Annotated in this window: 30 protein-coding genes; 20 read left to right on the top strand and 10 right to left on the bottom strand. The window is 65.9% G+C overall.

The window, feature by feature from the left end:
• Nucleotides 1–4: 4 nt before the first annotated feature.
• Nucleotides 5–1027 carry a winged helix-turn-helix transcriptional regulator gene (locus tag ACP69S_RS12015; RefSeq protein WP_425997488.1) on the top strand — a complete coding sequence of 341 codons (1023 nt, stop codon included), beginning with the start codon at nt 5–7 and terminating at the stop codon, nt 1025–1027.
• On the opposite strand, the gene ACP69S_RS12010 is transcribed toward ACP69S_RS12015, so the two are convergent.
• From ACP69S_RS12010 to ACP69S_RS11995, 4 genes are all read right to left on the bottom strand, one after another.
• Nucleotides 991–1992: an aldo/keto reductase gene (locus ACP69S_RS12010; protein ID WP_425997486.1), complete on the bottom strand. Its 1002-nt coding sequence runs from the start codon at nt 1990–1992 to the stop codon at nt 991–993. The two genes, ACP69S_RS12015 and ACP69S_RS12010, sit on opposite strands and share 37 nt — an antisense overlap.
• An 88-nt stretch (nt 1993–2080) precedes the next feature.
• Nucleotides 2081–2302 (bottom strand): alkylphosphonate utilization protein, encoded by a 222-nt coding sequence (locus ACP69S_RS12005; protein WP_425997484.1) that lies wholly within the window; start codon nt 2300–2302, stop codon nt 2081–2083.
• Between the two features lie 161 nt (nt 2303–2463).
• The gene (locus ACP69S_RS12000; RefSeq protein WP_425997482.1) at nt 2464–3372 is read right to left on the bottom strand and encodes a site-specific tyrosine recombinase XerD; all 909 of its coding nucleotides are present in this window, start codon (nt 3370–3372) and stop codon (nt 2464–2466) included.
• Entirely contained in the window at nt 3369–4844 is a 1476-nt protein-coding gene (locus ACP69S_RS11995) for a hypothetical protein (RefSeq protein ID WP_425997480.1), read from the bottom strand. The genes ACP69S_RS12000 and ACP69S_RS11995 overlap by 4 nt, the downstream gene beginning before the upstream one ends.
• A gap of 105 nt (nt 4845–4949) precedes the next feature.
• Between ACP69S_RS11995 and ACP69S_RS11990 the strand changes: the two genes are divergently transcribed.
• From ACP69S_RS11990 to ACP69S_RS11965, 6 genes are all read left to right on the top strand, one after another.
• On the top strand, nt 4950–5519 hold the full coding sequence (locus tag ACP69S_RS11990) for a shikimate kinase (RefSeq protein ID WP_425997478.1): 570 nt from the start codon (nt 4950–4952) through the stop codon (nt 5517–5519).
• Nucleotides 5516–6643, top strand: coding sequence for a 3-dehydroquinate synthase (gene aroB / locus ACP69S_RS11985; protein ID WP_425997476.1), 1128 nt, complete (start codon nt 5516–5518; stop codon nt 6641–6643). Before ACP69S_RS11990 ends, aroB begins: the two co-directional genes overlap by 4 nt.
• Nucleotides 6644–6702: 59 nt before the next feature.
• Complete coding sequence (locus ACP69S_RS11980; protein ID WP_425997474.1) at nt 6703–7032, top strand: hypothetical protein; 330 nt, start codon at nt 6703–6705, stop codon at nt 7030–7032.
• Between the two features lie 332 nt (nt 7033–7364).
• A complete protein-coding gene (locus ACP69S_RS11975; RefSeq protein ID WP_425997472.1) occupies nt 7365–7763 on the top strand; it encodes a GreA/GreB family elongation factor in 399 nt (132 codons plus the stop codon).
• 19 nt (nt 7764–7782) lie between these two features.
• A complete protein-coding gene (locus ACP69S_RS11970; protein ID WP_425997605.1) occupies nt 7783–9069 on the top strand; it encodes an HlyC/CorC family transporter in 1287 nt (428 codons plus the stop codon).
• Nucleotides 9070–9284: 215 nt separating this feature from the next.
• Nucleotides 9285–9653: a response regulator gene (locus ACP69S_RS11965; RefSeq protein WP_425997471.1), complete on the top strand. Its 369-nt coding sequence runs from the start codon at nt 9285–9287 to the stop codon at nt 9651–9653.
• 3 nt (nt 9654–9656) lie between these two features.
• Here ACP69S_RS11965 and cdd read toward each other — a convergent pair whose 3' ends face one another.
• Nucleotides 9657–10076: a cytidine deaminase gene (cdd, locus tag ACP69S_RS11960; RefSeq protein WP_425997469.1), complete on the bottom strand. Its 420-nt coding sequence runs from the start codon at nt 10074–10076 to the stop codon at nt 9657–9659.
• A 122-nt stretch (nt 10077–10198) separates the two neighbouring features.
• A complete protein-coding gene (locus tag ACP69S_RS11955) occupies nt 10199–10471 on the bottom strand; it encodes a BolA family protein (RefSeq protein ID WP_425997467.1) in 273 nt (90 codons plus the stop codon).
• Between the two features lie 58 nt (nt 10472–10529).
• On the opposite strand from ACP69S_RS11955, the gene ACP69S_RS11950 reads away from it, so the two are divergent.
• Nucleotides 10530–11180 carry a J domain-containing protein gene (locus ACP69S_RS11950; RefSeq protein ID WP_425997465.1) on the top strand — a complete coding sequence of 217 codons (651 nt, stop codon included), beginning with the start codon at nt 10530–10532 and terminating at the stop codon, nt 11178–11180.
• 91 nt (nt 11181–11271) lie between these two features.
• Nucleotides 11272–11709, top strand: a complete 438-nt coding sequence (locus ACP69S_RS11945) for a hypothetical protein (protein ID WP_425997463.1) — start codon at nt 11272–11274, stop codon at nt 11707–11709.
• 151 nt (nt 11710–11860) lie between these two features.
• Here the strand turns inward: ACP69S_RS11945 and ACP69S_RS11940 are convergent, their stop codons facing one another.
• Nucleotides 11861–12616, bottom strand: a complete 756-nt coding sequence (locus ACP69S_RS11940) for a phosphatase PAP2 family protein (protein WP_425997461.1) — start codon at nt 12614–12616, stop codon at nt 11861–11863.
• Between the two features lie 172 nt (nt 12617–12788).
• On the opposite strand from ACP69S_RS11940, the gene ACP69S_RS11935 reads away from it, so the two are divergent.
• From ACP69S_RS11935 to ACP69S_RS11920, 4 genes are all read left to right on the top strand, one after another.
• The gene (locus ACP69S_RS11935) at nt 12789–13214 is read left to right on the top strand and encodes an RcnB family protein (protein WP_425997459.1); all 426 of its coding nucleotides are present in this window, start codon (nt 12789–12791) and stop codon (nt 13212–13214) included.
• A gap of 74 nt (nt 13215–13288) precedes the next feature.
• Entirely contained in the window at nt 13289–14299 is a 1011-nt protein-coding gene (cobS, locus tag ACP69S_RS11930) for a cobaltochelatase subunit CobS (RefSeq protein ID WP_425997457.1), read from the top strand.
• A 42-nt stretch (nt 14300–14341) separates the two neighbouring features.
• Nucleotides 14342–14605: a hypothetical protein gene (locus tag ACP69S_RS11925; protein WP_425997455.1), complete on the top strand. Its 264-nt coding sequence runs from the start codon at nt 14342–14344 to the stop codon at nt 14603–14605.
• Nucleotides 14606–14654: 49 nt separating this feature from the next.
• On the top strand, nt 14655–14801 hold the full coding sequence (locus ACP69S_RS11920; RefSeq protein WP_425997453.1) for a hypothetical protein: 147 nt from the start codon (nt 14655–14657) through the stop codon (nt 14799–14801).
• A 67-nt stretch (nt 14802–14868) separates the two neighbouring features.
• Here the strand turns inward: ACP69S_RS11920 and ACP69S_RS11915 are convergent, their stop codons facing one another.
• Nucleotides 14869–15219, bottom strand: coding sequence for a DUF3147 family protein (locus ACP69S_RS11915; protein ID WP_425997451.1), 351 nt, complete (start codon nt 15217–15219; stop codon nt 14869–14871).
• Nucleotides 15220–15322: 103 nt separating this feature from the next.
• Here ACP69S_RS11915 and ACP69S_RS11910 point away from each other — a divergent pair, with 103 nt between their 5' ends.
• From ACP69S_RS11910 to ACP69S_RS11900, 3 genes are all read left to right on the top strand, one after another.
• Nucleotides 15323–15568 carry a DUF2188 domain-containing protein gene (locus tag ACP69S_RS11910; protein ID WP_425997450.1) on the top strand — a complete coding sequence of 82 codons (246 nt, stop codon included), beginning with the start codon at nt 15323–15325 and terminating at the stop codon, nt 15566–15568.
• Nucleotides 15569–15641: 73 nt separating this feature from the next.
• The gene (locus ACP69S_RS11905) at nt 15642–16124 is read left to right on the top strand and encodes a bactofilin family protein (protein WP_425997448.1); all 483 of its coding nucleotides are present in this window, start codon (nt 15642–15644) and stop codon (nt 16122–16124) included.
• Nucleotides 16125–16280: 156 nt separating this feature from the next.
• Nucleotides 16281–16586 (top strand): hypothetical protein, encoded by a 306-nt coding sequence (locus tag ACP69S_RS11900; RefSeq protein WP_425997446.1) that lies wholly within the window; start codon nt 16281–16283, stop codon nt 16584–16586.
• 211 nt (nt 16587–16797) lie between these two features.
• Here ACP69S_RS11900 and ACP69S_RS11895 read toward each other — a convergent pair whose 3' ends face one another.
• Complete coding sequence (locus tag ACP69S_RS11895) at nt 16798–17049, bottom strand: hypothetical protein (RefSeq protein ID WP_425997444.1); 252 nt, start codon at nt 17047–17049, stop codon at nt 16798–16800.
• 171 nt (nt 17050–17220) lie between these two features.
• Nucleotides 17221–17694 (bottom strand): hypothetical protein, encoded by a 474-nt coding sequence (locus tag ACP69S_RS11890; RefSeq protein WP_425997442.1) that lies wholly within the window; start codon nt 17692–17694, stop codon nt 17221–17223.
• Between the two features lie 200 nt (nt 17695–17894).
• Between ACP69S_RS11890 and ACP69S_RS11885 the strand changes: the two genes are divergently transcribed.
• The 4 genes from ACP69S_RS11885 to ACP69S_RS11870 all read left to right on the top strand — a co-directional run bounded on the left by ACP69S_RS11885 (nt 17895) and on the right by ACP69S_RS11870 (nt 21156).
• Nucleotides 17895–18365, top strand: coding sequence for a chemotaxis protein CheW (locus ACP69S_RS11885; RefSeq protein ID WP_425997440.1), 471 nt, complete (start codon nt 17895–17897; stop codon nt 18363–18365).
• A 157-nt stretch (nt 18366–18522) separates the two neighbouring features.
• A complete protein-coding gene (locus tag ACP69S_RS11880; RefSeq protein ID WP_425997438.1) occupies nt 18523–18894 on the top strand; it encodes a hypothetical protein in 372 nt (123 codons plus the stop codon).
• A gap of 85 nt (nt 18895–18979) precedes the next feature.
• On the top strand, nt 18980–20080 hold the full coding sequence (locus ACP69S_RS11875; protein WP_425997437.1) for a Zn-dependent alcohol dehydrogenase: 1101 nt from the start codon (nt 18980–18982) through the stop codon (nt 20078–20080).
• Between the two features lie 545 nt (nt 20081–20625).
• Complete coding sequence (locus ACP69S_RS11870; protein WP_425997435.1) at nt 20626–21156, top strand: hypothetical protein; 531 nt, start codon at nt 20626–20628, stop codon at nt 21154–21156.
• The last annotated feature ends 20 nt before the right edge of the window (nt 21157–21176 follow it).

Here is a 21176-nt window from a genome sequence, read left to right as displayed (position 1 = left end):
GTCCATGCCCGGCGTTGACAGCCCGCCGCGCGGCGCCGCACCAAGCCCCATGGTTCAGCCGATCCAGGCCCCGACACTCGTCCGCAACAGCTCGGCCGCCCGCGCGCTGAACCTGATCGGCGACCGCTGGACCCTGCTGCTCCTGTACGCGGCCTTCATGGGCGTGAAGCGCTTCGATGGCTTCATCGCCATGACCGGCATGGCCCGCTCGCTGCTGGTGGATCGGCTGGGGCGCCTGGAAGCTGCCGGGGTGCTGGAAAAGCGCACCTACCAGCTTCGACCCGTTCGCCACGAATACTGCCTGACCGCCATGGGCAAGGACCTCTACGACTCGGCCCTGATGCTGCTGGGCTGGGAGATGCGCTGGCGGCACGATCCCGATTGTCCCTCGCATCAGATTATCCACAGCCCCTGTGGACAATCTCTGCGCCCGGTCCTGGTCTGCCAAGCCTGCGCCGCGCCGGTGAAGGTGCGCGACATCGTCCTGACGCCTGGTCCCGGCGCTGGCCTGGAGTCTGCCCCCCGCGCGCGACATTCGCGCCGGGCCAGCGATGCCCAAGGCTCGGAAGGCGTCGGCGGGGTTCCACTGCACCCGATGCTGGAGCGCTCCATCGAGGTGCTGGGCGACCGTTGGACCGCCTACCTCGTCGCCGTCAGCTTCTATGGCCTGACCCGCTTCACCGATCTGCAGGCCGAGCTGAAGGTGGCCAGCAACATCCTCACCGACCGGCTTTCGCGCCTGGTCGAGCGGGGCATGCTTGAGAAGCATCTCTATCAGAGCCGCCCTGAACGCTGGGAATACAAGCTGACCAAGGAAGGCCGCGACTTCTTCCCGTTGATCGCGGCCCTGATGGCCTGGGGCGACCGCTGGCTCTCCGGCGGTGCCGGCCCACCGGAGATCCTGACCCACGCCTGCGGGGCGCGGTTGGTCCCGGTGGTCCGGTGTGGAGCGTGCGAAGGACCGGTGGATGTGAAGACGACGGCCCTGGCTTACCGCCCAACCATCGCCAGACCGGCCTCGCTGTAGCGCTCGCCCTCAACCGCTGTCTCGGGGACGGCTGCGGCTATGCGGGTCAGATCCTCGGTCGTCAGAACCACGTCGACTGCGCCGAGGTTCTCTTCCAGCCGGCCGATCTTGGTGGTGCCGGGGATAGGCGCGATGTCCGGTCCCTGGTGCAGCAACCACGCCAGGGCCAGTTGGGCGGGTGTAATGCCCTTCTCGCCGGCGATCAGGGTGAGGGCCTCGACCAGCGACAGGTTCTTGGCCAGGGCCTCGCCTTGGAAGCGGGGCAGGCTGCGGCGGAAGTCGTCCTTGGCCAGGCCGGTGTCGCTGGTCAGGGCCCCGGTCAGGAAGCCGCGTCCCAGCGGGCTGTAAGGCACCAGGCCGACACCCAGTTCGCGGATCGTCGGCAGGATTTCGGCTTCGACGCCGCGCGTCCACAGCGAATACTCGCTCTGCAGGGCCGCCACCGGCTGCACGGCATGGGCCTTGCGAATGGTCGCCGCGCCGGCTTCGGAGAGGCCGAAATGCTTGACCTTGCCCTCGGCGATCAGGTCCTTCACGGCGCCCGCGACATCCTCGATCGGCACGTTGGGATCGACGCGGTGCTGGTAGAACAGGTCGATGACCTCGACGCCAAGGCGCTTGAGTGAGGCCTCGGCGACCTCGCGGATGTGCTCGGGACGACTGTCCACGCCGATCATACGGCGTGCGCCCTTCTCGTCGGGCGCAGCGATCTTGAAGCCGAACTTGGTGGCGATCACGACCTTGTCGCGGAAGGGCTTCAGCCCCTCTCCCACCAGCTCTTCGTTGACGAAAGGGCCATAGACCTCGGCGGTGTCGAAGAAGGTGACGCCCAGTTCGACGGCGCGCGCCAGCACCTTGAAGGTTTCGGCCTTGTCGGGGGCCGGACCGTAGGCCCAGCTCATCCCCATGCAGCCCAGGCCGATGGCCGAGACGTCCAGTCCGTCGCCGAGTTTCCGGATCTTCATGGGGTAGCTCCTGTGCCGAGAGAATGAACGCCATATAGGCGCCCTTTTCAGCTAGCGCAGCCCCACCGCCGATGCTCGTCCTGAGCCGTCAGGCCTTCTTGACGAACTCGACGCGCAGAACGAGGCCGCGCACCTTTTCGACATTGGCCTCGATTTCGTCGGTGTCGCCGGTCAGGCGGATGTTCTTGACCAGCGTGCCGCGCTTCAGCGTGACGCCGCCCGAGCCCTTGACCTTGAGGTCCTTGATCAGGGTGACGTTGTCGCCATCGGCCAGGATCGCGCCGTTGCTGTCGCGGGTTTCGTCGGACATGTCGCGTTCCTAAAGAGCGCGGCTTTCTATCAGGCGCTCTGCGAGACATAAACCTGTCATCCCGGGCGTAGCGCAGCGAAGGCCTGGGACCGCGACAGGCTCAAAGCTTCCGGCGGTCCCGGCTCGGCGCGCGACGCGCTTGGCCGGGATGACAACAGAGATCATTTGCGACCCAGCGGATGCTTGGACTTCACCACCTGGGCCAGGTGGTCGCCGGCGACGTGGGTGTAGATCTGGGTGGTGCCGATGTCGGCATGGCCCAGCAGGGTCTGGATCACCCGCAGGTCCGCGCCGCCCTCCAGCAGGTGGGTGGCGAAAGCATGGCGCAGCACGTGCGGGCTGACCTTCTCGCGGTCGATGCCGGCGGCGATGGCGGCGTCTTCCAACAGTTGCGAGACCCGACGCGCAGTCAGGTAGCCGGACGCGCCACGTGAGGGAAAGAGCCATGGACTGTCTTTCGCGCCTTTTGGCAGAAATTGCTTCCTTACCTTTAAATAGGCCTTCACCGCCGTGCGCGCCGGGGCGTTCAGAGGCGCCAGCCGCTCCTTGCCGCCCTTGCCTTTGACGGTCAGGAACGCCGGGTCTCGGGCCAGGGCGTTGAGCGACAGGGCCAGCAGTTCGGAGATCCGCAGGCCCGAGGCGTAGAGCAGCTCGATCATGCAGGTCAGGCGCAGGCCCTGGCCGCCGTCCCTGGCGGCCGCCGCCGCGATCAGGCGGTCGACCTCATCGCGCGACAGCACCTTGGGCAGGGGCCGGCCGGCCTTGGGCGCGGCGACACGGCGCGAGGGGTCGTCGGCCCGCCAGCCCTCTTCCAGCACGAAGCGATAGAACTGCCGCACGGACGAGCGTCGCCGGGCGGCCGTGGCGGGCGACAGGCCTCGCACGCCCAGGTCCTGGAAATAGGCCTCGATGGTCTCGGTCGAGGCGATGTCGAGATCGCCGCCAGTCTTGGCGAGATAGCCCCGCGCGTCCTCAAGGTCCTTGCCATAGGCCGTCAGGGTGTTGCGCGCGGCCGCCCGCTCGACGGCCATCATCTCGAGGAAGGCCTCGACCCAGCCGGCGGCGCTCATTTGGTCAGCTGCAGGGCCAGCAGGCCTTCGACCACCACGGCGCGGGCGTCGGCGGTCAGCCCCACCTTGGCCAGGCTGTGTGCGATACGGGCGCGGTCGGCCGGGGACGGACCAGCGGTCCCGGTCTCGCTCGCGATTGAAAGGGCCAGCAGAGCCGTTTCGCCCTTCAGCCCCATGGCTGCCGCCTCGTCCAGCAGCACCAGACGCGCCGTGGAACCGGCAGGCTTTCCCAGGTCGAAATTAGCGAACTGACCGCGCGCCACCGGGCTCATCACTCCGCCCAGGGAGGCCAGCAACAGGGCCGCCGGCTGGGCTGGCGACTTGGGACCGTTCTGGGCGCCGCGCTCGACCAGCCGGTCCAGGGTCTGGCTGTCGGGCTTGCCCGAGCCGGCGGAGATCATGGCGTCCAGCAAAGCAAGGTCGGTGATCGTCGCGCCGGGAATCTGGTCCTGGGTCAGGCGCGAGCGGATCAGCTGGGCGGTGTCCAGGTCGCCGGCGGCCAGGGCCGCGCGCGCGAACAGCACCGGGTCGCGCAGCGGCGCGTCGGCCCGCGTCAGGGCCGTGATAGACGCCGAAGAAGCCTTGGCCGCCTCGACGAACGCCGACAAGCCCTTGGCCTGTCGCAACAAAGCCAGGTCCGATGTCTCCGCCGCCGTCAGGTCGCCTCCTGATCCCATGGCTGACGGGGCGGCGCGCGGCAGGACCACGGGCTTGAGCGCCGGCGAAGCCGTCCCGGCCCCGGCCGGAATATCCAGGCCCAGCTTGCGCGACAGGGCGTAGTTGATCCCGCTCCGCAGATTGGCCGTCCCGGCCGGGGTTCCGGCCAGCAGAGCGCCCATCAGGCGCGCATAGTCGGCGTCACCTCCCTGCTTGGCGGTCTGTTGTTGGGCCAGGGAGAAGGTCAGCTGCGCGGCGTCGATCTGGCCAGCCCGCGCCTGGCAGAAGGCCCGCAGCCGCAGCCAGTAGCTGGCGCCCCGGTCGATGGTCAGCGCCTCGCCGATCCGGCAGGCCTTGTCGTCGTCGCCCTTGATCAGGGCCGCCTCGGCCGCCGCCAGCGACAGGAGCGCGCTGCTGGCCACGCCTGGCGCGCGGTCGAGCACGGCGTCGGCGCCCACGGCTTCGCCCAGAGCGATCAGGGCCATGGCCCGCGCCGCGCCAAGATCGGGATCGGCGCCCACGCCAGCCGGCCCGTTGGCTCCCGTGGCCAGCACCCGCCGCGCTAGATCGCTGAACGCCGGCGATAGCGGCTTGACGGCCAGCCTGGGCAGCACGTCCCGGGCGATGTCGGGCGCGGTGTCCTTCCACAAATCGGCCCCGAGGTTGGTCTGGGTGGCGGCAGTAGAGAACAGGTCCGGCGGCGCCAGGGACTGCACCTGCACCTGGGCCAGGGTGGGAGCGGCGGCTCCAGCCAGCGGGACGGCCAGCAGAACGGCAAGGATCGGGGCGGCGGCCCGGCGAGGAAGCGAACGCATGCGAGACATCATGCTCCAGTTATGACCCAAGGCCCCCTCCAGCAAAACCGGGTTCAGCGAAACTTGGCGCTGGGGCCAAGCCTCGTGTAAACCCGCGTCCGCATCATGACCGTCGATCCCGCCCCTTCGATTCAGCTCCTGCGCAACCGCACCATCGTACTGGTGGGCCTGATGGGCGTGGGCAAGTCCAGCGTCGGCCGTCGTATGGCCCTGGCGCTGGACCTGCCGTTCCGCGACGCCGACAACGAGGTCGAGGACGCCGCCGGCCGTTCGATCCCCGAAATCTTCGCCGAACTGGGCGAGGCCGCCTTTCGCGACGGCGAGCGTCGGGTCATCGCCCGCCTGCTGGAAGAGCCGCCGCACGTTCTGGCGACCGGGGGAGGCGCCTTCGTCAACGACGAGACCCGCTTCCTGATCAACCAGCACGCCATCTCAGTCTGGCTAAAGGCCGATGTTGAGCTTCTGGCGCGCCGCGTGGGTCGCAAGGACAACCGGCCTCTGCTCAAGAACCGCGACCCGGTCGAGGTGCTTACCGAGCTGGCCAAGATCCGCAGTCCCGCCTACGCCCAGGCCCATGTTCATGTTCAGACCGGCGACACGCCTCACGCCGTGGCGGTGGACGCCGTGATCTCGGCGCTGCGCGATCATCTGAACCAGGAGTCATTCCAGCCATGATCCGCACCGTTCCCGTCGGGCTTGGCGACCGCGCCTATGATGTCGTCATCGGTACGGGGCTGATCGACCGCGCCGGCGAGCGCATCGCGCCGCTGCTGAAGCACAAGCGCACCGCCATCGTCACCGATTCCATCGTCGGCGAGCACCACGGCGAGCGGCTGTCGGTGGCTCTGGAACGCGCCGGGGTCAGCGTCGACATGATCGTCATGGCGCCCGGAGAGGAGACCAAAAGCTTCGAGGGTCTGGCCGACCTGTCCGACCGTCTGCTGCATCTGGGGCTAGAGCGCGGCGACATGATCGTGGCGTTCGGCGGCGGCGTGATCGGCGATCTGACCGGCTTCGCGGCAGCCATTTACAAGCGTGGTGTCGACTTCATTCAGGTGCCGACGACTCTGCTGGCCCAGGTCGACAGCTCGGTGGGCGGCAAGACAGCCATCGACACCCCGCGCGGCAAGAACCTGATCGGCGCCTTCCATCAGCCGCGCCTGGTCCTCGCCGATCTCGACGTGCTGTGCACCCTGCCCGCCCGCGAGATGGCCTGTGGCTATGCCGAGGTGGTCAAGTACGGCCTGCTGGGCGACTTCGCCTTCTTCGAATGGCTGGAGCGTAACGTCCAGGCTGTGTTGGAGCGCGACACCGAGGCCCTTGTCCGCGCCGTTGGCCGTTCGGTGGAGATGAAGGCCGAGATCGTCGCCGAGGACGAGAAGGAAGCCGGCCGCCGCGCCTTGCTGAACCTTGGCCACACCTTCGGCCACGCCATCGAGGCGGAGATGGGCTTTGGCGCCGCCCTCAAGCACGGCGAGGCCGTTGGCGTCGGCATGGCCCAGGCCTTCCGCTTTTCGGCTCGCCTTGGCCTTTGCCCCGGCCAGGACGCCGTTCGCGCCGAAGCCGCCATCAAGGCCGCCGGCCTGCCGACCCGGATGAGCGACGTTATGAGGCAGAGTGGGCGCCCCCAGCCGTTCAGCGCCGACGCCCTGATCGCCCACTGCGGTCAGGACAAGAAGGCCGAGGGCGGCGCCCTGACCTTCGTGCTGGCGCGCGGGATCGGCGACGCGTTCGTCGCCAAGAACGTCGACCGCGCGGCGCTCAGAGCCTTTCTGGTCGAGGACGGCGCCGCCGACTAACGGCCCTACCGCCCTGCGGCGGGGTGGTCTGGACGCGCTGACCGGGCTAACACCCTCTCATGGCACGAACCAAGCAAAGCTCTGAATTTGAGATCGCGGTCGGCGGGGAGCCCTATGTCTGGCGGCTTCATCGCCAGCCCGGCTGGTCCAGCGACAACGGGACCCGTCACGGCATGGCGATCGGCGTGCGTCACAGGGACTGGCAGCGTGAAGCCGTGGTGGAGTTTCCTCCCGGCCCGGAGCCGCGGTACGGCGCGCCGCTCCTGAAGCCCTCGCAGATCGCGCCGGAGCTCGTGTCCAAAGCCATTACATCCGCCATCGAGGCCGGATGGGAGCCGATGTCCCGGGGCAAAACGGTGGCTATCGTGGTGGACGCCAGCGGCGGCTGAAGCCCGCTTGGTGGCGGGGTGATTTTCCCCCGCCATTTGACATTACCTACGGGGCTCCCCATCTGCATCCCACCAGAGGCGAATTGAACGCCGCTGGGCGCCTGAACGCAGGCCTCTCGACCCCGACGCTGACCAAGCGCGGGACGATATTAATAACCCCGGAACGCATCTTTCATCACGCTCCCTAAGGGCCTGCGGCAAGAGCGCCGAGGCTTCCCCAAGAGATCCGCGTCGGACGACGTTCGCGCCACATGGCGCGTCCCATCGAGCCCCCGTAGGCCGCCTCGAACAAAGGCGCCGGGCGAGGCTCAAAACTCCCCAGAAAGCTAATGATGAACTTCCCCACCCAAACCCAAACCCTGCCCCCGGTCTATGTGACCGAGGCCGACCACGAGATCCTGTCCAACCTGGCGCAGGCGGTCGCCGACCGCGCCGCTGGCAGCCGCGTGCTGGCCAGCGAAATGGCTCGCGCCGTGATCGTCGAACCCGGTGACGCGCCGCGCCCGTTCGCCAGCATCGGCTCGACCCTGGAGTACCAGGACCTGTCCAGCGGTCAGGTTCGCCGCGTGCGGCTGAGCCTGCCGCGCGACGCCAGCATCGATGAAGGCCGCATCTCGGTGCTGACCCCGGTGGGCGCCGCCCTGATCGGCATGACCGCCGGCGAGACCTTCCAATGGACCGGCCACGACGGCCGCCCGCGCGGCGTGCGGGCCTTGTCCATCGAGGCCTAGCGCGTACAAGCGTCTCATGATCCTTACCGCCATCCTTGGCCTCGCGCCTATCGTCATCAGCCTGCTGGCGATCTCGGCCCTGTTCTCGGCCGCCGAGACGGCGCTGACCGCCGCCAGCCGGGCGCGGATGCACCAGTTGGAGCGCGACGGAGACCGCGCGGCCAAGCGGGTCAACAAGCTGCTGTCGGATCAGGAGACGATGATCGGGGCGGTGTTGCTGGGCAACAATCTGGTTAATATCCTGGCCTCGGCCCTGGCGACCACGGTGCTGACCGCCGCCATCCCCGGCCCGTGGGGCGTGGCGGTCGCCACCGCGACCATGACCGTGCTGGTCCTGGTGTTCGCCGAAGTGCTTCCCAAGACCCTGGCGATTCTGAAGTCCGACGACGTGGCGCGGTTCCTGTCAGGGCCGACCCTGCTGGTCGTGCGATTGTTCGGCCCGATCATCTACGCCATCCAGTGGATCGTCCGCCGGACCCTGCGGCTGTTTGGCGTCAAGCTGGACATGGCCGTCGACGTCCTGGCGGCACACGAGGAGATCCGCGGGGCCGTCGAGTACCACCACTCCGAAGGCTTGGTCGAAAGCGGCGACCGGCGCATGCTGGGCGGGGTGCTGGACCTGTCGGACATGGACGTCTCGGAGATCATGGTCCACCGCAAGTCGATGGTGATGTGCGACGCCGACCTGTCGCCCCGCCAACTGGTGGCCGAGGCGCTAAAAGCGCCACACACCCGCATTCCGCTGTATCGCGACAATCCCGACAACATCATCGGCGTGCTGCACGCCCGCGACCTGTTGCGAGCTCTCGCCGAGTCCGAAGGCGGCATCGACGCCCTCGACATCGCCGCCATCCTGCGCGAGCCGTGGTTCATTCCCGACACCACCAACCTCAAGGACCAGCTCAACGCCTTCCTCAAGCGCAAGAGCCACTTTGCGATGGTGGTGGACGAGTACGGCGCTCTTCAAGGGCTGGTGACACTGGAGGACATCCTCGAGGAGATCGTCGGCGAGATCGACGACGAGCACGACACCAGCGTCGAGGGCGTGCGCGCCCAGGTCGATGGTTCGGTGCATGTGGATGGCCACGTCACGGTGCGCGACCTCAACCGCGCCATGGACTGGGATCTTCCCGAAGGCGAGGCGGTGACGATCGCGGGCCTGGTGATCCACGAAGCCCAGACCATTCCCGATCCAGGCCAGACCTTCATCTTCCATCAGCACCGGTTCCAGATCCTCCGTCGCCAGAGGAATCAGGTCACGGCCCTGCGCATCAGCGCCAAGCTGGACGAGGGCGTAAATTTCTGACCGAAAGCCGGGAACCCCAGGCGCGCCGGCGCGTTCAACAGCCCGTTCGGGCATGGGCGGGAGAACCAGTTGCATTATTTGTCGTGGTCGTCGGTCGATGGACGGGCGAAAAGTCGGCTGTTCGCGCAACTGTTGCGAGACGCTGGCCTATCCTGTGATAGCGTGAACACGAGCGTTTGCGCGGGGTTTTCCTTGCACGTTACGGAGCTGCCCATATGAAGTCCCTGTCCGCCTTGAAGGTCCTGGTGGTCGAGGACGAGGCTCTGGTCTCCATGCTGGTCGAGGACATGCTCAGCGACCTGGGCTGTTCGGTGATCGGTCCCGCCGCTGAAATCGAGGAAGCCCTCCGCTTGGCCGGTTCGGCCGAGATCGACGCGGCCCTGCTCGACGTCAATCTGGGCGGTCGTCCGATCTTTCCGGTCGCCGACGCCTTGAAGGCCCGCGGCGTGCCGTTCGCCTTCGCCAGCGGCTATGGCGAGGCGGGGCTGTCTGAAAGCCACCGTGGCGCACTGGTTCTGCAAAAGCCCTTCCGCGAGGCCGACCTGCGCCGCGTCCTTGAACAACTGGCCGCCCAGACCGTCTGAGGCCTATTCCAGGTCGCGGGGACCAAAGCTCTCTGGCAACAGGGTCCAAAAGGCCGTGCGTACGGTCGGCGCGCCGTCTTGGACCGAGACGATCTCGCACTGATCCGACGCAAATTCGGCGATGCGCTGACGGCAGGCGCCGCAAGGCTGCACCACGGCGTTGGAACCGGCCGCGATCAGGACCTTGGCGATTCGCCTTGAACCAGCCGTGACCATGGCGCCGATGGCGGTCTGCTCGGCGCAGGTGCCTACCGGATAGGCCGCGTTCTCGACATTGACGCCCAGATGCACACGCCCCTCGACGTCGATGACGGCGGCGGCGACGGTGAAGTTCGAATAGCGGGCGTAGGATCGCGACAGCAGGGCCGGCAAGGCGCCGGCGGTCTCGATTTCAATCATCGTGGCGGTATCGTCGGCGCTCATGCCATCCCTCGTTGATTCAGGGCCCAAAAGGCCCCGCCGGCGGGCCCTTTCGGAGGGATGGGCCGGGGAGGGAGGCAATCAGTCGCGGGGCGGCGGCGCAAGCCCCATCCCAGCGAAAGGACTCAGCTTTCGCCAGGCGCCGTCGCAATGATCGAAAGGGCGTGAACCGGCCCCGCCAGCTCCTCGGCCAACACCTGGTGGACCATGCGCTGACGGGCCACTCGGGCCTTGCCCACAAAGGCGTTGGCCTCGATCACAAGATTGAAATGGCTCTCGCCCGCCCCGGTGTGGCCCGCATGGCCGTGGTGGCGGTCGCTGTCGTCCTTCAGATCCAGCCTGGAAGGCGAAAAAGCGGCTTCGAGCTTGCTTCGAATGGTGTCTGATACGCTGGCCATGTCGCTCTCTTGCATGTCAATCCTTGAACAGAAATAGCTGCGGCTTACTCTAGGGGCCATGGCCCAAGAGTTTGAATACCGCCCGAAGTTTTTCGACATCCGCGTCCGCCCCCCCAAGGAAGGCGAGAGCGCGACGCCGGACGTGCTTGGCCTCAAGCCGGGCGAGAAGCGCTGCGACCATCCCGAGTGCCGTCTGGCCGGATCGGCGAAGGCTCCCAAGGCGCGCAACATGCCCAACGAGCACTACTGGTTCTGCCAGAAGCACGCGGCCGAATATAACAAGAACTGGAACTTCTTCGCCGGGATGAACGAGGCCCAGATCCGCAACGAGCAGGAGACCGAGAAGGTCACCGGCGGTCGCCCGACCTGGAGCATGAAGGCCGACAGCCGCTCACGCGAGGCCGCCGCCATGGCCGCCCGCGACGCGCGTCATATCGCCGACCCATTCGGCCTGTTCCGGGCCCAGCAGCGCAAGGCCGAATCCGACCGCACCGCCGCTGATCGCCATCTGGGCAAGCTGGAACGCGTCGCACTGGCCGATCTGGACCTCGACGCCGGCGCCGACAGCGCCGCGATCCGCGCCAAGTACAAGGAACTGCTCAAGCGCTGTCACCCCGACGTCAACGGCGGCGACCGCAGCGCCGAGCACAAGCTGCAGCGCGTGATCAAGGCCTACAAGACGCTGCAGAAGGCCGGGCTGACAACCTAGCTCGAACCATCGGCGGCCTCTTGCGGCCCGCCCCGGCTGCCGCCATTCTCCCGCCGCGTTCGCTGGGACGAGCGCGAGGGATAGCCGCACCATGACCGACCCCGATTCGGGGCCCAGCCTCGCGAACGCGCCGACCCCGGTGACGCCGACGCCTTTCGGCAAGCCTTGGAGCATCTGGTTCTGGGGCAATATGACCTCAGCGGCTGGCGCAGCGTTGGCTACCGCACCCTTCCACACGGCCCAAGCCTTCAGGTCGCCGCTGGACCCCTCGGCCGAGCCCTGGGCGCGGATGTTCGGCATCATGCTGATTGCCTATTCTCTGGCCTATCACGTCGCCGGTTGGACGGGTCAGCGCACCTATATGCGCGCCTCGGTGGCCCTGCGCTGCGCCTCGCCAGTGGTGCTGGGCGCCCTGGTGTTGACTGGAAACCTGCCGCGCCCGTGGATGCTGATGGGTCTGCTAGACCTTGCCGGCGCGGCGTGGACCTCAGCCGAGCTGGCCTGGCGGCCCAAGACCAAGGCCAGCTAGCATCGGGCTCAATCGGCCCGCCGCTCCTTCGTTGTCATCCCGGCCGGAAGGTCGCGTAGCGGCCTGTAGAGCCGGGACCGATCCGAAGCGCGACGCTCAGGCGTCAGTCCCGGATCCGCGCGCTACGCGCTTGTCCGGGATGACAACCAATTTAAACCTCTGCTTCTTTCGAAATATTTTTTGGGATTGAGCGCGAACGCCAGCGCGTCCAGGCGAAGGCCGCCAGCCAGCAGGCCATGGCCCAGGTCGCGCCCACGCACCAGCCGGCCAGCACATCGCTGGCCCAGTGGACGCCCAGATAGATTCGGCTGAGACCAACCAGCAGCGACAGCGTCACCGCCGCGCCCAGCGCCAGCGCCTTGAGCCTCTTGCGTTCGGCGAAGCGTGCGCCCAGAGCGCCGAGGGTCAGGAACACCACGGCCGACAGCATGGCGTGGCCGGACGGGAAACTGGCGTTCACCGCTTCGACGACCCGGTAGTCCATGTCCGGGCGCTGGCGCCCGAACAGCAACTTCAGGCCCTGGCTGATCGCCACGCCGCCGCCGGCGCCGACCAGCAGCAACAGGCCCTCACCCCAGCGCCTGAGGCAGACCAGGAAGCTGAAGGCCAGCAGAATCAAAAGGCTGAGCACCGCCAGCGAGCCCAAGGAGGTGATGTCGATGGCCGCGACATGCAGCCAGTCGGGTCCGATCAGGTCGCGTGGGCGGCCGGGCTGGCGCAGGGCGTCAAGAATGGCCAGATCGACAACTCGGGTTTCGCCCTCGGCCACCTCTTCGGCGATCGACAGAAAGGCCATGGCCGACAGGGCGGCGACCAGCAAGGCGGCGGTCGCGCCCAGCTCGCGCCCGGCGGCCCTCAACAGGGCGGGCAGGTCGCGGCGCGGATCGAAGGCGAAGGGCAGGTTCATGCCTGCTCAACGCGCAAGGTCAAGCTCGGCTCCCACCGAGAAAAGATGCTGCCGACGTTTCAGGTCGGTTGGAATGTTTCGTCAATGAAACATGAACAACAGCTGACAGGAGCCGTTCATGTCTGGGCCACATCGACTTCAATAGGTTGAGGTCATCGAAAAGGAGACCGCCATGAAGCGCCTAGCCATCACTGCTCTTGCACTGTCGCTGCTGGCCGGAACCGCCGCCACCGCCGCGCCGCAGCGTCACGACGACTATCGTGATAACGGCCGTTACGAGCAAAGCCGTTATGACGACCGACGGGACGATCGCGCCGACCGTCGGGATGATCGCCGTGACTATCGCGACGAGCGTAAGGATGATCGCCGCGACTACCGCGCGGATCGTCGCGACGACCGCCGGGAATATCGTCGCTGGGCTCGCGGCCAACGTCTGGACGCCCGCTATCGCGGCAATAGCTACTATGTCTCGGATTATCACCGTCACGGCCTGCGCGCGCCCCCGCGCGGCTATCGCTGGCAGCGCGTGAACGACCAGTATGTCATGAGCTCCGTCGCCACGGGCCTGATTGCGTCGGTGATCATCGCCAGCCGGTAAAAAGTTAGGCCGAGGGGGGGTCGCGGTGCGGCGCCCCCTTCCCCTACCCTAGGTCAAGGCGCTAATCCGATGGAATGTCCGAGTTCGCCGAAACCAGCTCCGCCGCCGATCCGCTGATCACCCTGGTCCCCGACAAGTGGGTGACGCTTCGCGACGCGTTCGGCGTCGACAGCGACATGAAGGTTCCGTTCTTCAGCCATCGCGACAGCCACGTGCCGGACATCGATCCGGCCTACAAGTTCGAACCGCAGACAACGAAGGCCATCTGCGCCGGCTTCGCCAACGACCGCCGCGTGATGGTCCAGGGCTATCACGGCACCGGCAAGTCGACCCACATCGAGCAGATCGCCGCGCGCCTGAACTGGCCGCTGGTCCGCGTGAACCTCGACAGCCACATCAGCCGCATCGATCTGGTCGGCAAGGACGCCATCGTCCTGAAAGAAGGCAAGCAGGTCACCGAGTTCCGCGAGGGTATCCTGCCCTGGTCGCTGCAGCGCCCGATCGCCCTGGTGTTCGACGAATATGACGCGGGCCGCCCGGACGTGATGTTCGTGATCCAGCGCGTGCTGGAAGCTGGCGGCAAGCTGACCCTGCTGGACCAGAACCGCGTGATCCGCGCCAACCCCTATTTCCGGCTGTTCGCCACGACCAACACCATCGGTCTGGGCGACACCACGGGCCTCTATCACGGCACCCAGCAGATCAATCAGGGCCAGATGGACCGCTGGAACATCGTCACGACGCTCAACTATCTGGAACATGACGTCGAAGCCGCCATCGTGCTGGCCAAGAACCCCTCCTACGACACCGTCGAGGGCAAGCGCACGATCTCGGCCATGGTCCGCGTGGCCGACATGACCCGCAACGCCTTCATGAATGGCGACATTTCCACCGTAATGAGCCCGCGCACCGTGATCACCTGGGCCCAGAACGCCGAGATCTTCGATCACGACATCGCCCTGTCGTTCCGCCTGACCTTCCTGAACAAGTGCGACGAGCTCGAGCGCCCGACCGTGGCCGAGTTCTTCCAGCGGGCGTTCGGCGTGGACCTGCCGGAGTCGGCGGCGCGGGTGAAGGTAGCCTAAATGCGGAAGGCGGCGACATCGAGCTGGCTGGCGCGGGGGCTGATGCTTCTGGGCCTTGTGCTGCTTCTTGCCGCGCCGCTCGCGCCCGCCACAGCCGAGTCGATGGACTGCTGCATGGACGCGCCATGCCACGACATGGGCAAGGCGACCTGCCCTGAAATCTGCATCGTCGCTTGCCAGATCGTGGTGCCGCCGCAGCATCAGGTTTCCAGGCCTGTGGCCCGCTACGCGCCCTTGGCCACGCTGGCGCCCATCGACATGCCTCCGGGTCGCTCGATCGCGCCGGACCTGCCACCCCCCCGTTGACACCCGACTTCAGACGATCGTTCATCACTCTGAAAATCGGAAATTCGACATGAAACGCATCTTCTCCACCGCAGCCCTGATGCTGCTGGCTTCAGCCACCGCCGCCTATGCCGCGGCGCCTGACGCCGTCATCAAGGCCGTCCAGGCGTGCTGCGCTCTCGGCGCAGCCTGCTGCAAAGGCGCTCCTTGCTGCTGATCTAGTTCTCTAGACTAGACTAGACGGGACGCCCGCCTCGCAAGGGGCGGGCGTTTTGCTGTTGGCGCTACAGCTTCAGTCCAAACCTTGGCCCAACCGCCATCATCACCCAATAGAGCCCGATGGTCAGCGCGCAACCGGCCAGCAGGGAGGGCCAGAAGTCGACGCCTCGTCGCAGCAGCACGGGAACGACCAGGAACATCGGAAGGGACGGCAGCACGTACCAGAAGGTGGCCTCGACATGGCTGGCCATGCGGACAGGATCCTGAGTGTCGCGCCACAGCCAGATCATGCCCAGGATCGAAATCAGCGGCAGGGACGCGACCAGCGCGCCAAAGCCTGGCGACTTGCGCGCGATTTCCGAAATGGCGGCGATGATCACGCCCGACAGGGCGGCCTTCAGGACGAGATAAAGCATGATTTGTTGTCCATGCTCCTGCGGCTCGCGACAAGACGCCTAATTCGGAACCGTGCTCACTGACGGCTCGTTGATCCCTCGACGCGATCCAGGAGCCCTCCCCATGACCGACATCACCTACACCATCGTCGAGCACGACGGCGGCTGGGCCTACAGGCTGGGGGACGTGTTCTCCGAGACCTTCGCAAACCATGACGCAGCGCTCGCGGCCGCCCAGCGCGCGGCGGCCGAGCAGCAGGTCGCCGGCGAGACGACCGGCATCAGCTACGAAGACGCCAAGGGCCAGTGGCGCGAGGAGATCGCGGCGGGGGACGACCGACCCACGACCCACGTGGTCGACAGCCAATAACGGCGTTGTGCGGCTGGCGCCTGTCTTGCTCCTGAAAGCTCCGACGAGCCATTTCGAGACAAGGTCGACGCCCATGTTCGCCAAGAAGAAAGACACCTCCGCCCCGGTCGCCTTGGCGCCGTTGGAGCCTTCGCGCGCGCCGGCTGCTCAAGCCGCCGCCGCCGCACCGGTCGCCCGGCCCAAGCCGGCCTCGATGATCGCTCAGGGCGTCACCATCAAGGGCGACGTGGTCGGCGACAGCGAACTGCACCTGGACTGTGTGGTGCTGGGCGACATCCGGGTCGGCAAGCTGATCCTGGGCCCCAACAGCCGGGTCGAGGGCAGCGTCACCGCTCTGGTCGTCGAGATCCACGGCAACGTGCTGGGCAGCGTCACGGCCCAAGCCGTGCGTCTTTACGGAACGTCCCGCGTGGATGGCGACATCACCCACGAACAACTGGCCATGGAAACCGGCGCCGAGTTCCAGGGCCGCAGCCTGAAGTTCCAGCGTCCGGCCCCGGTGGCCCCCAGCGCGGTTCCGCAGATGCAGCAGACCGCTCCCGCCTACGGCGCCTGAAGCCTCCAAAAGTCGTTCGGGCGACTGGAACGGCGAGTTGTGGCGTTCGCGCAACGCCTTGCCGTCTTCTCCTGTTCGGCCGGAACACTGGGGCTTGCAGCGGCTTAGTTAGTGTAGCGGCCGGTCAAACCGGCTTCATTCGAGGAACCCTAACCCATGGTCGGCAAGCCCCTTTCTCTCGTGCCATCCACTGCCCAGGTCGCGGAAATCTATGATCTTGGTCGCGGCCCCGAGACCACGGCGCAGCGAGTCAAACGCCTGCAAGCCGAGGCCCGCATGCTGGCCCGCGAAGAGGTCGAACGGCTGGATCGCGGCATGATCGATCTCGCCGCCTTCGCCGCCGAGATCGCCGCGGGCGGTGACGCCTATCCGGCCGGCATCCGCGAAATGGCCAGCCGCATCGCCGCCGACCTGCCCCAGAAGGCCCAAGGCCTGCGCAGCCTGGTCAGCCGCAACTACTAAGACACTCGAGAGCCCGTCATCGGGGTCCCTCCGCCATCTCTCTGGGAAAGGCGGAAGGACCCCGCGGCCCTCCCGCCGTTTAGTGGGGGGACGGGACGGCGGGCGCGCTCCGGCCGGCTGGTTTCCCATCCGGACGATTACGTGCAAACGCAGCTACGAGTGGTTCCGTACGTTGGATGCGCTGAAATGTCGCGCTGATCGCAGTTAACGATCAGCCCGCCGCATTGGCCATTTTCCGCAGCCGCCGGGCGAGGTCTTCGGGCCGGTCGGCGATCTGGTCGAACAGCGCCTGGACTTCGGCTTCGTGGAACCCGGCGGCCCGCAAGGTGCGCCAAGCGCCGGCCAACACGGCCTCGGCGATCTCGATCCGATCCTCGCTGGAGACCTGCGCGTCATGCCGGCAGGAAAAGGCGCCCGCGAAGGCTGAACCGGGTGCGACAGACAGGATCGAGGCGGCGGACATCGGCATTCTCCCTTGGACGAGATACGATAATGTTCCTCTTTTGTTCGCAATGACAAGCCCCCTCGCGCACGCGGAAAAAAAGCCCCGGAGCGGGGGCTCCGGGGCTTTTCCTGAATCTCGGCGTCCAACAGTCGGAAGATTTCGTTCAGATCCCGAACCTTGGCGCCCTGCTTAGCGGCAGACAGTGCGCTCGTAGATAGCGCCGCTGCGGCGGTCGTATTCTCGGGTAGTCCAGCAATCGTCGCGATATCCCTCGTTATAGGGACGGCCATAGTAGCGGGACGGAGCGGAATCATAGCCATTGCTATAGTTACTGCTATAGCCATTGCTATAGTTACTGCTATAGCCACTACCATACCCAGAACCAGCGCCGTAACCATTCCCGTAACCATTGCCATAGCCATAGCTGCGGTTGGGGCGAGCATAGCGGTCATTACCATTGCTGCTGCTGGCGATCGCCGCGCCAAGAGCCAAGCCTATCACCCCGGCCACAATCGCCGCCTCGGCGCCGTTGTTGTCGTTGCGGTGCTGGCGATAGTAGCGATCGCGCGAATCCGCCGAGGCCGTGGTCGCGGCGGCGACCATCGAAAGCGCGGCGAGGCCGGCTGCGACATGGCCGATCGCGGTGCTGATCTTGCGGGCCATCGGCCCCTCCCTTTCGTCTCGATCCGCCCGGCGGCGGGTCGCTTGGTTACCGTGGGGTTAATCTCGCGCCGCCCGCCTGAACCGCACCTGAACGAAATTCACCGGACATGGCCGGCGCCGGTTTGTTCACTATTTGCCGCCAAGCTCGACTCGTTCGGCGATCGAGGTTTCGCCGGGCAGATCGACCAGCGGAGGCTCCCATGACCAGCAACGTGGCGTACAAGACGGGCGAAGCCCTTCAGGTCCTGTCGTTCGAGGTCGGGACCCAGACCTATTGCGTGCCGGTCAATTCGGTTCGCGAGATCCGTGGCGTCACCCCGCCGACCCAGCTTCCCGACGCCCCGCCCTATGTGCGCGGCGTGATCAACCTGCGCGGCCAGGTCATGCCGGTCATCGACCTGTCGGCTCGGCTGGGCAAGGGCGTGGCAGAGGACGGTCCCCGCCAGGTGATCATCGTCATCGAAAGCGGCGACGACGTCGCCGGCCTGCTGGTCGACGCCGTTTGCGACAGCTTCATCGTCAATGCCGACCAGATCAATCCGCCCCCGTCGATGGGCGAAGAGAACTCACCACTGGTCTCGGCCGTGATTACCTCCGACACCGGCATGACCGTGCTGCTGTCGGTCAGCCACATCATCCCCGAGCGCCCGGCCCCCGCCATCGCCGCCTGAGGCTCTAGAGACGGGCGATGTCGCCCAAAACCTTGACTCTACTTAAGCCTAACTTGTATCGACCCAAATAATAAACTCAGGGGCGATCATGTCGGATTTACGACTTCACTATGCATCGAGCGTTTCGCTCTTCCGTCTAAACGGAATAGGCACAGCCTTGGTCGGCAAGATGAAGTCTGCCCAGCTGGGGTCGTTTCACCTTAAACGGTTTTCTTTTACCTTTCTTTTCATTCCGATTTATTTTGGCCGTTGCTATGTAGTGAGAAGAGATGGCGGCGGATGGGAAATCGCTGGCTGGCTCTCTGGCAAAGAAGAGAAAAGAGCTTTTGGTACGATGAACGTATTGGCTCTTAACGCCGGAGCGTTCTTGTTTCCTGCCTTCTTGTGGCTTCTCGGGATATCAACCTTTACCTTGGCCGTCTTGGACAAACGCGATCCAAACCTCCTATCCGGCATTAAGAGCTTTTTTGCAGCACTACCCGAACTCGCCGGGCGGCTCGCGCAAACGGCCGCAAAGTGGATACAGTAGCGCAATCGAACATTTGTTCGAATAACCTCTTCCGCTCGCCCCTGAGGGGACGCTAGACTCGCTCCAAATCTCAGGGAGTGAGCGAATGAAGGCGGCCGTGCTGCGCGAGGTGGGCAAACCCCTCCAGATCGAGACCGTTTCCATCGGCAAGCCCGGTCCGCGCGAAGTGCTGATCCGCACCAAGGCCGCCGGCGTCTGCCACTCCGACCTGCACTTCGTCGAAGGCTCCTACCCCCACCCCCTGCCCGCCGTGCTGGGCCATGAGAGCGCCGGGATCGTCGAGGCGGTCGGCTCCGAGGTCCGCACCGTCAAGGTCGGCGACCACGTCATCACCTGCCTCAACCCCTATTGCGGCCACTGCGAGGTCTGCCTGACCGGGCACATGAACCTGTGCGTCAGCCCCGAGACCCGCCGCTCCAAGACCGACGAGCCGCGCCTGTTCAAGGAAGACCTGTCCGGATCCGGCGACACCAGGATGGCCCAGTTCCTGAACCTGTCGTCCTTCGCCGAGATGATGCTGGTTCACGAGCACGCCTGCGTCGCCATCCGCCGGGACATGCCCTTCGACCTCGCCGCCCTGATCGGCTGCTCGGTGATGACCGGGGTGGGCGCGGTGATCCACACCTCCAGCGTCCGTCCCGGCGAGACTGTGGCCGTGATCGGCTGCGGCGGGGTGGGCCTGGCCACCGTCAACGGCGCGGCCATCGCCGGGGCCGGCCGTATCATCGCCATCGACCGCGTGCCGGCCAAGCTGGAGCTGGCCCGCCAGTTCGGGGCCACCGACCTGATCAATGCCGACGACGGCGACGTGGTCAAACAGGTGCAGGAACTGACCGGCGGCGGCGTTCAGCACAGCTTCGAGGCCATCGGCCTGAAGGTCACCGCCGAGCAGTCGTTCAAGATGCTGCGCCGGGGCGGCACCGCCAACATCATCGGCATGATCCCGGTCGGCACCAAGATCGAGCTCACGGGCTCCGACTTCCTGGGCGAGAAGCGCATCCAAGGCAGCTATATGGGCTCCAACCGCTTCCCGGTCGACATGCCCCGACTGGTCGACTTCTACATGTCGGGCAAGCTGAAGCTGGACCAGATGATCTCGCGGCGGATCAAGCTGGAGGAGATCAATTCGGCGTTCGACGAGCTGAAGCGCGGGGAGCTGGCGCGGTCGGTGATCGTGTTTGACTGAGGGGTCTCTGAGACCTTTCGTACAGACTTTTTCGCCCCCTCACCCGACCCCGGCCATCGCCGGGGTCACGGCCTCCTGCAAGCGGAGAGGGGGCGGGGTATCCGGCGCATGGCCACAGAGATTCGCCCCCTGTCGGGCGTCGTTAAGGGCTCATCTGCGCCGGTGCGACAAAATGCCCGTTTCAGCTGCTCCCAAACAGATTGGCTATATCCAAACAGCAAGTGCAAATTTTTTCACCCAAACACCCGCGACCAAATTGGGTGTTTTTTCGACATATTGAATATATCACATACCCTACTCAGAAATAAGAATGCGCACATCTCCGGATCCGCAACACTATAAAATCCGCCTCGTAGAGTTTGGCCATTTGCATAGCGAAATATAGACACTAAGCAAGTCCAATAGTTGATTTCAACTCGCTGAATACTTCTAGTTTAGGCCCGAAGAGACGGGGCGCGGAAGCCCGATAATTTCCTGTTTACCAATCTCGTCCTTCTCTCCCTCTCAAAGGAATCCGGTGGAACCCGGGCAGAGGAGCAATAGACATGTCGAAAACCACCAAGCCGGGCGCCCTCGTAGCCTGCGTCCTGGCCCTCGCTGCGGCGCCGCTCAGCGCCCACGCTGATGCCGCCAAGGACATGCAGGTTGCGGGCCGGGCCCTGACCTTCCTCGAAAACGCTCCGACCGGCAAAGCCACCCTCGGCGTGGTCTTCGATCCGTCCAAACCCGCCTCGGTGGCCGAGAAGAATGCGGTCATGGCCGCGATCGGCGGCGGACTGAGCGCCGGCGCCCTGACCCTCACCGGCAAGCCTGTCGACGCCGGCGACATCGCCGGCGTTTCGGGTGTCGCGGCGCTCTACATCACCACCGGCGTCAATGCCGGCCCAGTCGGCGCCGCCGCCAAGGGCAAGAAGATCATTACCATCGGTTCGGACATGGCCTGCGTCACCAGCGGCGCCTGCGTGATGAGCGTCTCGGCCGATCCCAAGGTGGAAATCGTGGTCAGCCGCTCGGCGGCTGCCGCAGTCGGCGCGGTCTTCAAGGCCGCCTTCCGCATGATGATCCGCGAAGTCTGACCCCCGCCTAGGAAAGAGAA

The sequence above is a fragment of the Caulobacter sp. DWR1-3-2b1 genome (assembly GCF_049895765.1).
GTDB lineage: Bacteria > Pseudomonadota > Alphaproteobacteria > Caulobacterales > Caulobacteraceae > Caulobacter.
This window is presented reverse-complemented; position numbering and strand designations above follow the sequence as displayed.